15 protein-coding genes are annotated in these 13,173 nt (G+C 64.1%); 3 read left to right on the top strand and 12 right to left on the bottom strand.

Annotation, left to right across the window (positions count from 1 at the left end):
- Window positions 1–32: 32 nt before the first annotated feature.
- On the bottom strand, window positions 33–1,214 hold the full coding sequence (gene hmpA / locus JHD77_RS03855) for an NO-inducible flavohemoprotein (RefSeq protein ID WP_003097711.1): 1,182 nt from the start codon (window positions 1,212–1,214) through the stop codon (window positions 33–35).
- 154 nt (window positions 1,215–1,368) lie between these two features.
- On the opposite strand from hmpA, the gene norR reads away from it, so the two are divergent.
- From norR to mvaU, 3 genes are all read left to right on the top strand, one after another.
- Window positions 1,369–2,922 (top strand): nitric oxide reductase transcriptional regulator NorR, encoded by a 1,554-nt coding sequence (gene norR / locus JHD77_RS03850; RefSeq protein ID WP_003090504.1) that lies wholly within the window; start codon window positions 1,369–1,371, stop codon window positions 2,920–2,922.
- Window positions 2,923–3,022: 100 nt separating this feature from the next.
- Complete coding sequence (gene queD / locus JHD77_RS03845; RefSeq protein ID WP_003090505.1) at window positions 3,023–3,379, top strand: 6-carboxytetrahydropterin synthase QueD; 357 nt, start codon at window positions 3,023–3,025, stop codon at window positions 3,377–3,379.
- 307 nt (window positions 3,380–3,686) lie between these two features.
- Complete coding sequence (mvaU, locus tag JHD77_RS03840) at window positions 3,687–4,040, top strand: histone-like nucleoid-structuring protein MvaU (RefSeq protein ID WP_003090506.1); 354 nt, start codon at window positions 3,687–3,689, stop codon at window positions 4,038–4,040.
- A 75-nt stretch (window positions 4,041–4,115) separates the two neighbouring features.
- Here mvaU and JHD77_RS03835 read toward each other — a convergent pair whose 3' ends face one another.
- From JHD77_RS03835 to JHD77_RS03785, 11 genes are all read right to left on the bottom strand, one after another.
- Complete coding sequence (locus tag JHD77_RS03835) at window positions 4,116–4,412, bottom strand: VF_A0006 family four-cysteine protein (protein ID WP_003097713.1); 297 nt, start codon at window positions 4,410–4,412, stop codon at window positions 4,116–4,118.
- 263 nt (window positions 4,413–4,675) lie between these two features.
- On the bottom strand, window positions 4,676–5,260 hold the full coding sequence (locus JHD77_RS03830) for a GspMb/PilO family protein (RefSeq protein WP_003097715.1): 585 nt from the start codon (window positions 5,258–5,260) through the stop codon (window positions 4,676–4,678).
- Window positions 5,260–5,643, bottom strand: a complete 384-nt coding sequence (locus JHD77_RS03825; RefSeq protein WP_003162130.1) for a hypothetical protein — start codon at window positions 5,641–5,643, stop codon at window positions 5,260–5,262. Before JHD77_RS03825 ends, JHD77_RS03830 begins: the two co-directional genes overlap by 1 nt.
- A 646-nt stretch (window positions 5,644–6,289) precedes the next feature.
- The gene (locus JHD77_RS03820) at window positions 6,290–7,369 is read right to left on the bottom strand and encodes a general secretion pathway protein GspK (RefSeq protein ID WP_003097718.1); all 1,080 of its coding nucleotides are present in this window, start codon (window positions 7,367–7,369) and stop codon (window positions 6,290–6,292) included.
- Window positions 7,359–7,949 (bottom strand): PulJ/GspJ family protein, encoded by a 591-nt coding sequence (locus JHD77_RS03815; protein WP_003097720.1) that lies wholly within the window; start codon window positions 7,947–7,949, stop codon window positions 7,359–7,361. The genes JHD77_RS03820 and JHD77_RS03815 overlap by 11 nt, the downstream gene beginning before the upstream one ends.
- A complete protein-coding gene (locus JHD77_RS03810; RefSeq protein ID WP_003097721.1) occupies window positions 7,946–8,371 on the bottom strand; it encodes a PulJ/GspJ family protein in 426 nt (141 codons plus the stop codon). The genes JHD77_RS03815 and JHD77_RS03810 overlap by 4 nt, the downstream gene beginning before the upstream one ends.
- Window positions 8,371–8,781, bottom strand: a complete 411-nt coding sequence (locus JHD77_RS03805) for a prepilin-type N-terminal cleavage/methylation domain-containing protein (protein ID WP_003097723.1) — start codon at window positions 8,779–8,781, stop codon at window positions 8,371–8,373. Before JHD77_RS03805 ends, JHD77_RS03810 begins: the two co-directional genes overlap by 1 nt.
- On the bottom strand, window positions 8,750–9,184 hold the full coding sequence (gene gspG, locus JHD77_RS03800) for a type II secretion system major pseudopilin GspG (protein ID WP_003110089.1): 435 nt from the start codon (window positions 9,182–9,184) through the stop codon (window positions 8,750–8,752). Before gspG ends, JHD77_RS03805 begins: the two co-directional genes overlap by 32 nt.
- Window positions 9,185–9,237: 53 nt before the next feature.
- Entirely contained in the window at window positions 9,238–10,425 is a 1,188-nt protein-coding gene (locus JHD77_RS03795) for a type II secretion system F family protein (protein WP_003097729.1), read from the bottom strand.
- A 4-nt stretch (window positions 10,426–10,429) separates the two neighbouring features.
- Entirely contained in the window at window positions 10,430–12,157 is a 1,728-nt protein-coding gene (locus JHD77_RS03790; RefSeq protein WP_003097731.1) for a GspE/PulE family protein, read from the bottom strand.
- Entirely contained in the window at window positions 12,147–12,950 is an 804-nt protein-coding gene (locus JHD77_RS03785; protein WP_003097732.1) for an ABC transporter permease, read from the bottom strand. The genes JHD77_RS03790 and JHD77_RS03785 overlap by 11 nt, the downstream gene beginning before the upstream one ends.
- Between the last annotated feature and the right edge of the window lie 223 nt (window positions 12,951–13,173).

Here is a 13,173-nt window from a genome sequence, read left to right as displayed (position 1 = left end):
AGGGCCGACGCACCTCGCGCCGGCCCGTCGCTTCAGGCGTCCAGCGCGGCGGCCGGACCGAAGAACTCGTAGTGGCATTGCTGCGAGGGTACGCCGAGGTCGGCCAGGTGGCGCTTGACCTGCGCCATGAAAGGCCGGGGTCCGAGGAAGTAGGCGTCCAGGTCGCGCTCCTGCGGCAACCAGTCGGCCAGTTTCTCGCGGCTCAGCAATCCCTCGGCGTCGGCACTGTCGCCGGCGCGCGGTTCGCTGTAGCAGAAGAAGTGCTCGACCTGCTCGTGCTGCGCCGACACGTCTTCGATCCAGTCGCGGAAGGCATGCACGCCGCCATGCCGGGCGCAATGGATGAAGCGGATCGGCCGCGCCTGCGGCAGCGCTTCCTGCAACATGGCCAGGGCCGGGGTGATGCCGACGCCGGCGGTGATCAGCACCAGCGGCTTGTCGCTGTCACGCAGGACGAAATCGCCAGCCGGCGGAAACAGATCCAGCTCGTCGCCCTCGGCGACCCGGTCATGCAGGTAATTGGAGACCCGTCCACCCGCCTCGCGCTTGACGCTGATGCGGTATTCGCGGCCGTTGCTGGCAGCGGAAAGCGAATAGTTGCGGCGCACTTCCTCGCCGTCGATGTCCAGCCGCAGGCCGATGTACTGTCCCGGCTGGAACGCCAGCAGCGGCTGGCCGTCCACCGGCTCCAGGTAGAACGAGGTGATTTCCTCGCTCTCCGCCTGCTTGCGTGCCACGCGGAAGCGCCGCACGCCGCGCCAGCCGCCCTCGGCCTGGGCGCTGGCGGCATACACTGACTCCTCGGCCTCGATCAGCAGGTCGGCCAGTTGCTGGTAGGCCGCGCCCCAGGCTTCGAGGACTTCGTCGGTGGCGATCTGTTCGCCGAGGACCTCGCGGATCGCCCGCAACAGGCAAGTGCCGACGATCGGATAGTGTTCGGGCAGCACCTGCAGGGAGACATGCTTGTTCACCACCTTGGCCACCAGCGGGCCGAGTTCCTGCAACTGGTCGATGTGCCTGGCGTACATCAGCACGCCATTGGCCAGCGCCCGCGGCTGGTCGCCGCTGGCCTGGTGGGCCTGGTTGAACAGCGGGCGAACCTCGGGGTACTCGCCGAGCATGGTGCGGTAGAAATGGGTGATCAGCGCTTCACCGCCGGTCTCCAGCAGCGGTACGGTGGCTTTGATGAGGGCACGTTGGGCATTGGACAACATAGATGACTCCTGACGCATGCAAGGTTTTGTTTCACCTCGAAGCATTTCAGGAAGCGTGCCAAGGCAAACTACCAGAATTCACGGGCCTTGCAGACCGGCATAGGTCATAATGACTGCAACCATTCAGAGTCATTAGGACTGCAAAGAGGTCGAAATGACCACCAATCCCTTGCTTGCCACCCTGATCCCGCTGGTTGCCGACCTGTCCCGCGACCTGCCGGAAGACGAACGCTACCGCCGCCTGCTCCAGGCCCTGCGCGACCTGCTGCCCTGCGACGCCACCGCGCTGCTGCGCCTGGACGGCGAATACCTGATCCCGCTGGCGGTGGACGGCCTCAGCCCGGACACCCTCGGCCGGCGCTTCCGGGTCGGCGAACATCCGCGCCTCGAGGCCCTCCTGGAGCGCCGCGGGCCGACCCGCTTCCCCGCCGACTGCGGCCTGCCCGATCCCTACGACGGTCTGGTGGAAGGCCTCCACGGCCACCTGGAAATCCATGATTGCCTGGGCTGTCCGCTGTACCTCGACGACCAGCCCTGGGGCTTGCTGACCCTGGATACCCTCGATCCGTCGCGCTTCGCCAGCGCCGACCTGGATACCCTGGAGGCCTTCGCCAGCCTCGCCGCCGCCACGGTCAAGGCCAGCGAGCGGATGCGCGACCTGACCCGCCGCGCCGAGGACGAGCACCAGCGCGCCGAGGCCTATCTCGAAGCCGCTGGCGAGCGGCCACGGGAAATGATCGGCCAGAGCGCCGCGCACAAGGCGCTGCTGGAAGAAATCCGCCTGGTCGCCAACAGCGACCTGAGCGTACTGATCACCGGCGAGACCGGGGTCGGCAAGGAACTGGTGGCGCAATCCATCCACCGGCATTCCATGCGCAGCGGCAAGCCGATGATCAGTCTCAACTGCGCCGCGCTGCCCGAGACCCTGGTGGAAAGCGAATTGTTCGGCCATGTGCGCGGCGCCTTCTCCGGCGCGGTCAACGAACGGCGCGGCAAGTTCGAACTGGCCGACGGCGGCAGCCTGTTCCTCGACGAGGTCGGCGAGTTGCCGCTGGCGGTGCAGGCCAAGCTGCTCCGCGTGCTGCAGAGCGGGCAGTTGCAGCGGGTCGGCTCCGATCGCGAGCACCGCGTCGACGTACGCCTGATCGCAGCCACCAACCGCGACCTGGCCGAGGAAGTGCGTGCCGGGCGCTTCCGCGCCGATCTCTACCATCGCCTCAGCGTCTATCCCTTGCGCGTGCCGCCGCTGCGCGAGCGCGGCCGCGATATCCTCCTGCTGGCCGGCTACTTCCTCGAGGAAAACCGACCGCGCCTGGGACTGCGCAGCCTGCGCCTGGACCACGAGGCCCAGGCCGCGCTCCTCGACTATCGCTGGCCGGGCAACGTGCGCGAACTCGAGCACCTGGTCGGCCGCGCCTCGCTCAAGGCCCTCGGCCACAATCCGGAGCGGTCGCGGATCGTCACCCTGCATCGGCAGGATCTCGACCTGCCCGCGGAAACCCCCGCGCCACCTCGCAGCGTGGTCGAGCCCGCGCCCGCCGCGCCAACGACCGGTCACTCGTTGCGCGCGGCCACCGACGCCTACCAACGCCACCTGATCCAGGACTGCCTGGCCCGCCACCAGGGAAGCTGGGCCTCGGCTGCACGCGAGCTGGGCCTGGATCGCGCCAACCTGGCGCGCCTGGCGCGCCGCCTGCAACTCAGGTAAACGACCGCCCGGTCGGAGCAGACCGGGTCCGGCGCGCAAACCTGCTACCATGGCGCCCCCATTCCGGTTGTCCGATAACCCCGATCCAGAGCGCACTACAGTGGAACTCTTCAAAGAATTCACCTTCGAATCCGCCCATCGCCTGCCCCACGTCCCCGAAGGCCACAAATGCGGGCGCCTGCACGGCCACTCGTTCCGTGTCGCCATCCACATCGAAGGCGAGGTCGATCCGCATACCGGCTGGATCCGCGACTTCGCGGAAATCAAGGCGATCTTCAAGCCGATCTACGAGCAACTCGACCACAATTATCTGAACGATATTCCAGGCCTGGAAAACCCCACCAGCGAAAACCTCTGCCGCTGGATCTGGCAACAACTCAAGCCGCTGTTGCCGGAACTCTCCAAGGTCCGCGTCCACGAAACTTGCACCAGCGGTTGCGAATATCGGGGCGATTGATTCGCCCGACTCTCCCCTGGCGCTTCGCCATCTGCTCTAAAACGGGCTTCCACACAACGGGCCCGTTCTGCCGTCTCTCTCCCATGGGTTGTACGAAGCATTATCCCCACGGACATAAAGGTTTCATATTCTTCCGGGAAACATCCGGCAAGCTGTCCCTACAGTCCGTTAGTCAATAAAACCGTGCAACTATATTGTTCTTCCCGTAGATAAAGACTTATCCTTTGCCGCGGACAAGGAAAGTCCGTAAAGCCACTATAAATGCACCAAAACCCAGCACCATATTTTTAGAACGGGAGTGAAACGAATGTCCAAACTTGCCGAGTTCCGCGAGGCAGAGCGCAAACTTCAGGAGCAACTGGCCCTGCTGGAAAAGCTGAAAAGCGACAGCAGCCTGAAGCAGGAACTGGAATTCAAGGACAAGTTGCAGGCGTTGATGGACAAGTACGGCATGACCCTGCACAACATCATCGCCATCCTCGACCCCAAGGCTCCGGTCACCGTCAGCGCCGCTCCGCAGCGCCGTGCCCGCGCCCTGAAGGTCTACAAGAACCCGAACAACGGTGAAGTCGTCGAAACCAAGGGCGGCAACCATAAGGTTCTGAAAGCCTGGAAAGAACAGTACGGTTCCGAAACCGTCGAATCCTGGCTGCAACGCTAAGCCGGTTTTCCCGACGGCATCCTGCCGATGCCGTCGGAAACCCCACTGGCTACTTTCGCTCCCCTCCTCGCCAGATCAATTCTGCGACTTCGATTCGCAAGCGCTCCTGATCTTCTGCGCCGCCAGGTTGTTCTCCACCCCCGGCAGGTTCTCCAGCAGACACTCGTAATAAGCCTTTTCCCGCGACAGCAGGAAGGAGCCGTCGTTATACAACTTGTCGCAGGCCTGGGTGATGAAGTGAACCGCCACCCCGCTCTTCGCCGTGCGTTGGTAGTCGAGTATGCATTGGTCGTAGTCCTTGTCGTCGGCGAGAGCGGAAAGCGGGAATAACAGCAGCAGGGGCAGCAGGAACTTCATGGCAATGGTATCCATGGGAAAGTTGTGCTCCAGCATGGACGAGCCGGCTCGGAGTGCCAAGCCGACCATGAAGTAAAATTTTGCACTTGTTTACAGGCCGGACCAGACTGGCCGTTCTTCGCTGCGCGAATGCGACAATGGCGGGCCGGGGAGCCGAATCGCAGGCGTCCCGAGCGGATTCGGTTTCCCGGCCGCCTGGCGGCAACTCGCTCCATCGAAGGGCACCGCCCTCCGCCGAACTCTTCCGGCAAACGGGTGCTGCCCGATCCGCATCCGCTTCAATAGGCCGCTACGAACAGGAACGACAATTGTAGATTGAGCATGGGCGACAACATATTGTTCAGTTCCAGAAACTCCACCGATACTTGTCGCTGCTCCGCTTCTATATCCTGCAACAACCGACTGAACGAGGCTGGCTGCAACTGCCCGCGAACCTGGGCCTCGATACGCGCGATCGTCCCTTGCTTCTCGAAGCCGCGAGGAAGCAGTACGCTCACTTCCGCGTCAGGGACGCCCGCCAGGCGAACCCGCTCGGTCAGCCAGGCCTGCACATCGGCCCTCGCCTGCGACGCATTCGGCGCCTGCCAGAAGCGCTCTCGCTGAAGGTTCAGGACCTGCTCCGCCTGCATCGCCCGCTCCGGCCAGGCGGTCTGCCGGGAAACGTCCTGGAGCTTGAGCCATTCCCCGGCCAGACGACGATATTCCTCCCCTCGTTCCTCCCTCCAATCCATGCTGAGCATGACCAGATGCACAACCAGCAGCAGGCACAGGCTCCAGATGGCCATGCGCAAGAGTGGTTTTTCCTGCCATTGTCGTTGCAGGTTCCGCCCCTGGAACTGCAGTGATCGCTGGAAGTCCGACATCAGGCACCCTCCCCCGGCGTACGCAGGACCAGGCTCAGCGATAGCCCCTCGCTCTGCGAAGGTTCCACCCTGACATCTTCGAAACTCCCAGACTCCATGAAACGCCGCACATAGAGACGCGGGTCGACACTGTCGGTGCCAATCCGCAACTCCAGCTCGGAGCCTCGATAGCGCCAGGCGAGCAACCGACTGTCCTTCGGCAACAGTTCCGCTACCTGTCCCAGCAGCGCCACCTGCGAGCGATGCTGCAAAGCGCGCCCCAGCTCCGTGGCCATCCGATTGGTCTGCAAGGCCTGGTTGCGTGCGCTGAGGATCGGCGAGACCTGGCCGCTCAGCTGGTCGTACTGCGTTCGCAGCGCACGCTCGGCCCACCACCAGGACAAACCTTCCCCCAGATTGAATCCGCATCCCAGCAACAGGGTGGCTATGAGCCCATGCGGCAACCAACGCTCCCATCGCAGCAGCGTTGCTTCCGCCGCCGGAACGGCCCAGGGACGGCCCAGTGACTCTCCAGGCTCGGCAACCAGGCTCTCCGGGATGCGTATTCCCGCCAGCCCCCGGAGCAACCGAACCCATTGTTCTGGCTGGGGTGGGCTGGGAAAGAAATGGCTCAGGACAAGGCAGTCATCTCTCCAGACCTGGAGATCCAGCCCGGAGCGAACCCGAAGCAGCCGAACCGTCTCGCCTTCCGCGATCGACCGAGGGGGAGCCTGCAGCAGGGATTCGGGGATACAGCGATAACGCCGAGGTTGGTCGACGCAGTCTTCGGCAACGGCCTCCCGGACCTCCTCATCCCAGAACCAGACCAGAGCATGGCCACCCCGCCAGGCTACGTAATGGCCCGCGCGGCGAAAAGGCGCCAGGGCGGCAAGCTTCAACGCCAGTGCCTGATACCGGTCAGAGCGCGGCACATGATTGAGATCGAGACAGCGATAGACACACCACGCCCGATCCACGATCCACTGCGCTGGGGCGCGCCGCGCCAACCCTGTACCTCTACGTACCCACTCAAGCTGCGCCCGGCCATCCTTACCACGGCCTTGCCACAAGCGGGGCGGCAAGAACCCCGGGGGCGATATCGGGATGCAGCGGAGGATTCGAGTAGCGATCATTTATCTTCACGGACCTCTTCGAGAGAAGCTGCCAGGGTGGCAGCAGGCGGTGCTCTGAGTTGAAGCGGACCTCGTATTCCGTCCCCTGCTCGGCTCCTGGCGGGTAGAGCCGAATCGACAGGACCGGACTGGCCAGGCGCGCCCATCCATCCTCGGGAACCAGCCTCGCATGACCCCCGAGGATGTCATGCAGGTCCGACATCCGGGTGAACGGACGCTGCCAGCGGGCTTGCAGCAGTCGGCCGACAGCGTCCTCCGGTAGTCCCCAGGCAAGAGACAGGATTCGGGCATCCGCAGTGTTGATGTTCAGCGCCGCCTCGTCCGCCGCAACCAGATCGCGCCAACCGGCGTCGAGCAAATGCGCTTCCCAGGGGCGCCAGGCCTCCAGCCGGAAGACTTCCATCACCGAGCGCAACGGACGGCGCCGGGCCTGGCCCGGAGAGGACCTGTCGCTGGCTTGCGCGGCACTACCCAGTCGTGGAGCGGCGCCGGGATAGAGATAGCTGAACCATTGGGCGACCATGACCTGCACCTGCTCGGCGGGAACCCCCAACCCCGCCAGCAGCCTGGACAGTACCCGCGGATCGATGCCGGAAAGACTGAGGCGCGCAGAGCGATCGAGCAGCGCAACGCACCAGCCATTGGCCATGCAGAACTCCCGGCCATCCAGAGGCAGCTCCCCGCCAATGGGCAGGATCGAAGTGTCCATGTCCACCTTGCTCGGCGCGGCGCCAGCATTTCCCGGTACGCTCAGGCCCGCGACGGTATAGCGCTGGGTAGCCACCAGCCATTGGACCCGCGCCAGCAAGGCATGCTCCTCCAGCTCACGAAGCAGCACCTTGCGCCGGTTTTCCGTGGCATCCAGCGAGCGCCCGACCCAGAGTACAGCGGCACTGGCCAGCAGGGTCATGATGGCCAGGAACCAGACCACTCCGACCAGAACGAAGCCAGACGAGCGGGCAGACGCCGCATGTCGGCGTGCGCCATCAGAAATCATGTTCGGCGGGCCTCGCTCTGGGCAGTGCGACCGCGACAAGGACAAACAGACGCTCCTCGGGAGCCGCCAGTGCCATCGCCTCGGGAAGGGTATCGGCCAGTTGCGCGCTCGGCGGCCAGTCCCGGTGCCACTGGCCGTGACCGTCCAGATAGCGGAAGCGAGCTTCGCCGCGCAGATGCAGGAGGGGCCAGCGACTGTCCTCCAGCCTTCGCACATAGATCAACTCGGTCCGGTCCTCTCCTGCCCGCCGCTCAAGCCGGAAGGCCAAGGGCGTCGGGATGCCCGCACGGCGATCCAGGGCCGCGGCAGACATGGCCTCGAAACTGAGCTCGTCCCCTCGCAGACGCCAGCGGACCTCGCCAGCCTCGGGAGCGACCAGGTTCTCCACCGCATCACGGAACCAATCGAAGGTCAGCGCCCGGACCTGTCCGCGCCCCAGGCTCTGGTGCAAGGACTGGTTGGCCTTGCTGGCATAGCTCAACCCTTGCATGAGCAACGTGCCGATGAAGGAAACGACCAGCAGCACCACGATCATCTCGAGCAGGGTGAATGCACCCTGTTTTCGTCGCGAGCGGATCATGGTCCATCACCCAGTCGCGCTGGGATGACCACGTATCCGGGAAGCTCCAGTTGCAGCGTCTGCGGCGTTCCATCGCCGGCCCGGATGCTGGCGACGACCCTGAACAAGGTCACGTCGTAGATGCCCGGACTGCCGCTATGGCGGCCCACCGCCGCTTTCGACGCGGACAGCGGCGAACTTCGCCACTCCAGCCGGTAATGCCCCAGCCGGACCCTGCCTGCGGGTTCGAGCGCAGGGTTCATGCGCTCCAGATAGGCCATCGCCACCCAAGCCGTCTCGATGCGCAGCTCGGCCGCCTCGACCCGCTGCATGCTCCGAAAGGCACTGTTGAGCCAGGCGAAAAGCGCACCGCCGACCACTGCCAGGAGCGTCAGCGCAACCACCGCCTCCAGGAGCGTGAAGCCTTCCTGCCGCGCCGGCATCAGCGGATCGTCCCGGGCGCGCAGAGGGGGGGCTGAAGCAGCAGCGTATGTGTCGCGCGCCCATGATGGACCTGCAACTTTCCGCCCAGGCAAACTCCGTTTGCCATGTAACGTATCGGCGGCCGAGCAGTAACCGTCCAGCCATCGGGCAGTCGCAGCAACTGCTCGGGAACCGCCCCGCTCTCACCAATGAGCAGCTCCCGCCCATCGCTGCGCACGCGATAGCCCAAGGTCTGCAATTGATTGAACAGATCGTCCAGCGCGGTCCTGCGCGCCCAGGTCTCCTGCATCCTCACCAGGCCGGGCAACGCCACCGCAGCAATGGCCCCGACGATCACCAGCACCACCAGCAGTTCGAGCAAGGTGAACGCGGCCTGGTCAACGTTTGGGCGCGTAACCGACATCGGCATCCAGGCCTTTCCCACCGGGCTGCCCATCCGCGCCCTGGCTGTAGAGAGTGAAGGGTTGTTCGGCACTCGGCCTGTCGCTGTACAGGTAAGGCCGGTTCCAGGGGTCCAGCGGTACGCCGCCCTCGAGGTAGGGCCCGTGCCAGAAGGCCCCGAGACGTTCATCGGAAGGCGGCGTGTTGAGTAGCGCCAGGCCTTCTTCTTCGGTCGGCAGCCGGCCGATGTCCAGGCGCATGGTGAGCAACGCGCCCTTGAGCATCTTCACCTGGGTATCCGCCGTCTGCGCCTTCGCCTTGTCGGCCTGATTGAACAGTCGCGGCCCGACGAGCCCCATCAGCATGCCGATAATCACCAACACCACAATCATCTCGAGCAGGGTGAAGCCCTGTTGTGCAGCTCTGTTCATACGGTTTCCACTTCACGTCTCATCCAACCAGCCGCGGCATCGATACCCGGCATTCAAAGCACCATGTCGTTGGCGCTGGTAATCGCCAGTACCACGCCGGTAATGATCAGGCCGAACACAGAGCCGATCAGCAGGATCGCCAAAGGCTCGATCAGTACCAGGGCCTTTTTCATTCGCGCCTGCCCGGCCTCTCCATAGAGCGTCGCCAGGCTCTGCAGCATCTCCGCGAGCTGCCCGGAGGCCTCTCCAACCCGCACCAGGCTCGAACCGATGGACGTGACCGCCTGGCGCTCCTCCAACGCTGCCGACAAGGCGATGCCGGCCCGCACATCCTGGGTGACTCGCTCCAGGGTCCGGCGCTGCCGGGCAATGCGGACGCCAGCGGCGGAAAGCAGCAGGGCCTCCACCAGCGGCACACGATTTCCCAGCAGGGTTCCAAGCACCTTCGACCATTGCGCTATTTCCGCCTGCATCAACCATTCCCCGACTACGGGCAGGCGCACCAACTGGTCGAGCGCATGGGCGCGGAGCGCCGGATTGCGCAGCGCCACGGCGATGCCGCCAGCAAGCAGCAGGACGGCGAACGCCAGCAAGCCGGAACTCTCGTTGCTCCATACCCCGATGCTCAGCACTGCCCAGGCAAGCCACGGGAGCTGGGCAGTCTCGTTCAGGAGATTGGCGAATTTCGGAACGACGAAGACGAACAGGGTCGCCACGGCGAGCACCCCGCTGAGCACCAGAATCGCAGGGTAGATCAGCGCCCCTTGCAACTCGGCGCGGGTTCGCCGTTCGTATTCCATCTGCGTGGCACAGTCCCTCAAGGCTCCTGCGAGGTTTCCGGTCATCTCGCCGGCCGCCACCAGTTGATATACATAGCGCGGCAAGTCGAGGCCGGCGCTCTCCAGCACCACGGGAAAGGATTGCCCCTGGCGCAGGCCATTGGCCATCGCCTGCAGGGCGGTAATCAACTTCGGGTGGCGCGCGCCTCGCTCCTGAGCCTCCACCGCGTCGGCCATGCTCACTCCCGCCGCGAGCATGGTGGCCAGCTCGTGGATGGCCATGTTCAATTCCTCGGCCTTGAGCCGACGTCGCGAGCCCAGGTTGCGGCGTTTCACCTCCAGGCTGAGCGGGGTGAGCCCCTGGCGCTGCAACTGCCGCAGCGCATCCTGGCGCGTGGGGAGGCAGAGTTCGCCACGAACGCGCCTGCCCTTGCGATCGACGGCCTGGTAGATGAAATTCATGGGCTTAGCCGCTGGTCACGCGATGCACCTCGTCAAGACTGGTCATACCCAACCAGGCCTTGATCAAGCCATCTTCACGCAGATTGCGCTGTCCCTGGCTGGCGGCAAGCCGATGCATCTGTTCGAGGGAAGCTCTCTGCACGATCAGGTCGCGCATCTCGGAAGACAGATCGACGAGTTCGTAGATGCCCACACGGCCGCTGTAGCCGGTACCTTCGCAGCGGCCGCAGCCTCGCGCCACGCGCCATTGCGCTGCCTGCCCCGGGAACAGCCGCGCGGTGGCCGCCTCGGTCGCTGCCAGATCGGCCGCAGCAAGGGTTGGCTCGCAAGGTTCCGCGCAGTGGGCGCACAACCTGCGCACCAGTCGCTGGGCCTGGACACCGCGCACCGGCGAAGCCACCAGGAAGGGTTCCACGCCCATGTCGATCAAGCGCGTGAAGGCGCTCACCGCATCGTTGGTATGCAGGGTCGAAAGCACCAGGTGACCGGTGAGCGAGGACTGTACGGCGATCTCCGCCGTCTCCAGGTCGCGTATCTCCCCGATCATGATCACATCGGGATCCTGCCGCAGGATCGAGCGCAAGGCGGCAGCGAAGGTCAGGCCGATGTCGGCATGGACCTGGACCTGGGTGATATTGGGCACCTGGTATTCCACGGGATCTTCCACGCTGATGAGCTTGCGCACGCCATCATTGATTTCCTCCAGCGCGCCATAGAGCGTGGTGGACTTGCCCGATCCGGTGGGGCCGGTCACCAGGATGATGCCGTGGGGTTCCGCTACCCATGCACGCATCCTCCGCAAGTGGTCCGGGAGCATCCCGAGCCGGTCCAGGCGCAACCCCTCGCGCTCCTTCGGCAACAGGCGCATGACCACCGATTCGCCATGCACCCCTGGCAAGGTGGAGACCCGCACGTCGAGCTCCGTACCGCTGACCCGGATGCTCATGCGTCCATCCTGCGGCAACCGTCGCTCCGCGATGTCGATGGCGGAGATCAGCTTGATCCGCGAGACGACCGCCGCGAATCGCTCGCGGGGAAGGCTCAGTTGGTCGTGCAGGACGCCGTCGACGCGGAAGCGGATACGGAAGTCGAACTCCCGGGGTTCGATGTGAATATCCGAAGAACGCTTTTCCATGGCCTGGCTCATCACGTTGTTGACGAGTTCGACTACCGGCGCCTCCTCCGCCAACTCCCGCAGGTAGCGGATGTCTTCGCTGCCGTAGGCGTGCCGATCCGCACCTTGCCGGGTCAGGTCCAGGGAGTGCTCCAACCAGCCGTCCAGATCCTGGGAGCGGCACAGCACTGCTTGAATCGAGCGCTCCGGATAGAAATAGCCCAGGGTTTCGCGTATCGAAGGAGATAACGGATCACGCGCCGCGAACAGCAGTTGCTCGCCCTCCTCCCAGACCACCAGTTGCTCTTCGACGAACCAGTCGGTATTGATCGGGGTACTGAGCAGGAATGCGGCGATGGACTCTTCGCTCGGCTTCCGCAGGTCGTCCCCCACCAGCGGCAACCGCAGTTGCTCCGCCAGCACCTGCATGAGGGTATTTTCCGAGATGGCTCCGGAACGCACGAGAATGCCTCCCAGACGGCCGCCAAGCCGGCGTTGCAGGTCGAGCGCCCGCTCGAGTTCCTGGCCGCTCACCAACCCGCGTTCGAGCAAACGCTGCCCCAGCGGTATCCACTCGGCCGTCATCTGCAGGCCCGGGGAAACGGCCTCAGAGGACATCTGCAAAACCTTCCTGAACCCGACGGAACCAGAGGAAGCCCGATGAACAGACCAGCAGCGACGCAACGCAATAAACGCTGAAGACCCCAAGGGTCGGATAGGGAGCATCGAAAAGGATCGCCCTGACCATTTCTACCGGGATCGTCAGCGGATTGAGGTACAGGTAGGGCTGCATTACCGGTGGCAAGGAAGACAGCGGATAGAACACCGGGCTGATGAATAGCAGAAGCACCAGGAGAAACTGGACGAACTGCCCTATGTCGCGAACATAGACCCCGAGCCCCGCGAGGAACCACGCCAGCCCCGTCACGCAGAGCAGGAAGGGGAGCAGGGCAAGCGGTAGCAGAACCAGTTGCCAGCCTGGCTCGACGCCGCTGAAGAGAAGAAAGATACAGAGCACCAAGTAGCCGAGCATGGCGTTGAAGAAAGCGGCCAGCAGCGGTGTGAGGGGGAGTATCTCCAGGGGAAAAACCAGCTTCTTCACGTAGTTGGCGTTGGCCTGGATGATAGTCGGGGCCCTGGACAGGCTTTCAGCGAGGATCCCGTTCAGCAGGAGTCCGGAAAACAGGGTCAAGGCGAAGGAGAGCGTGCTCTGGCTTCCACCCCAGCGCGACTTCAGCACGAAGCCGAAGACAAACGTATAGATCAGCAAGAGCAGGAACGGCGAGACGATGATCCAGATGCGGCCCAACATGGCGTCGCGATAACGCAGTTCGACCTCGCGCCGGGTCATGACCAGCAGGAGCCTGATGCGACTGGCGAGACTGGCCGGTACCAAGAGGGAACCACTCACAGAAAAACTCTCCACGGCGAAGAAGAACAGAACCCGCTAACCATGAAGGATCGAAGCGAGCGGGGCCATCAGCCCCCACTACTTCTGGCGTAAGGTTTTTCTGATTCAAGAAGAGCCTTCAGAAGGCCGGAGCAAGCCGGCACTCTCGCCAACTCGATCTCCCATCGGCTCCGTACCTGCTGGAAAGCACGTGGGTAACCCCGACAATGGCAACGGCTCTCAA

The sequence above is a fragment of the Pseudomonas sp. P20 genome (genome assembly GCF_016463925.1).
Classification (GTDB): domain Bacteria; phylum Pseudomonadota; class Gammaproteobacteria; order Pseudomonadales; family Pseudomonadaceae; genus Pseudomonas; species Pseudomonas aeruginosa.
Note: the sequence above shows the minus strand (reverse complement) of the source record. Positions and strands in the feature narration are given on the sequence as shown.

Excerpts from the sequence above, each read along its gene's own strand:
- JHD77_RS03830 (WP_003097715.1), bottom strand. The coding sequence starts at position 5,260 with ATGTCGGACTTCCAGCGATCACTGCAGTTCCAGGGGCGGAACCTGCAA.
- JHD77_RS03795 (WP_003097729.1), bottom strand. The coding sequence starts at position 10,425 with ATGAATTTCATCTACCAGGCCGTCGATCGCAAGGGCAGGCGCGTTCGT.
- hmpA (WP_003097711.1), bottom strand. The coding sequence starts at position 1,214 with ATGTTGTCCAATGCCCAACGTGCCCTCATCAAAGCCACCGTACCGCTG.
- JHD77_RS03805 (WP_003097723.1), bottom strand. The coding sequence starts at position 8,781 with ATGCCGATGTCGGTTACGCGCCCAAACGTTGACCAGGCCGCGTTCACC.
- gspG (WP_003110089.1), bottom strand. The coding sequence starts at position 9,184 with ATGAACAGAGCTGCACAACAGGGCTTCACCCTGCTCGAGATGATTGTG.
- JHD77_RS03810 (WP_003097721.1), bottom strand. The coding sequence starts at position 8,371 with ATGCCGGCGCGGCAGGAAGGCTTCACGCTCCTGGAGGCGGTGGTTGCG.
- JHD77_RS03835 (WP_003097713.1), bottom strand. The coding sequence starts at position 4,412 with ATGGATACCATTGCCATGAAGTTCCTGCTGCCCCTGCTGCTGTTATTC.
- JHD77_RS03820 (WP_003097718.1), bottom strand. The coding sequence starts at position 7,369 with ATGATTTCTGATGGCGCACGCCGACATGCGGCGTCTGCCCGCTCGTCT.
- JHD77_RS03815 (WP_003097720.1), bottom strand. The coding sequence starts at position 7,949 with ATGATCCGCTCGCGACGAAAACAGGGTGCATTCACCCTGCTCGAGATG.
- norR (WP_003090504.1), top strand. The coding sequence starts at position 1,369 with ATGACCACCAATCCCTTGCTTGCCACCCTGATCCCGCTGGTTGCCGAC.
- JHD77_RS03790 (WP_003097731.1), bottom strand. The coding sequence starts at position 12,157 with ATGTCCTCTGAGGCCGTTTCCCCGGGCCTGCAGATGACGGCCGAGTGG.
- mvaU (WP_003090506.1), top strand. The coding sequence starts at position 3,687 with ATGTCCAAACTTGCCGAGTTCCGCGAGGCAGAGCGCAAACTTCAGGAG.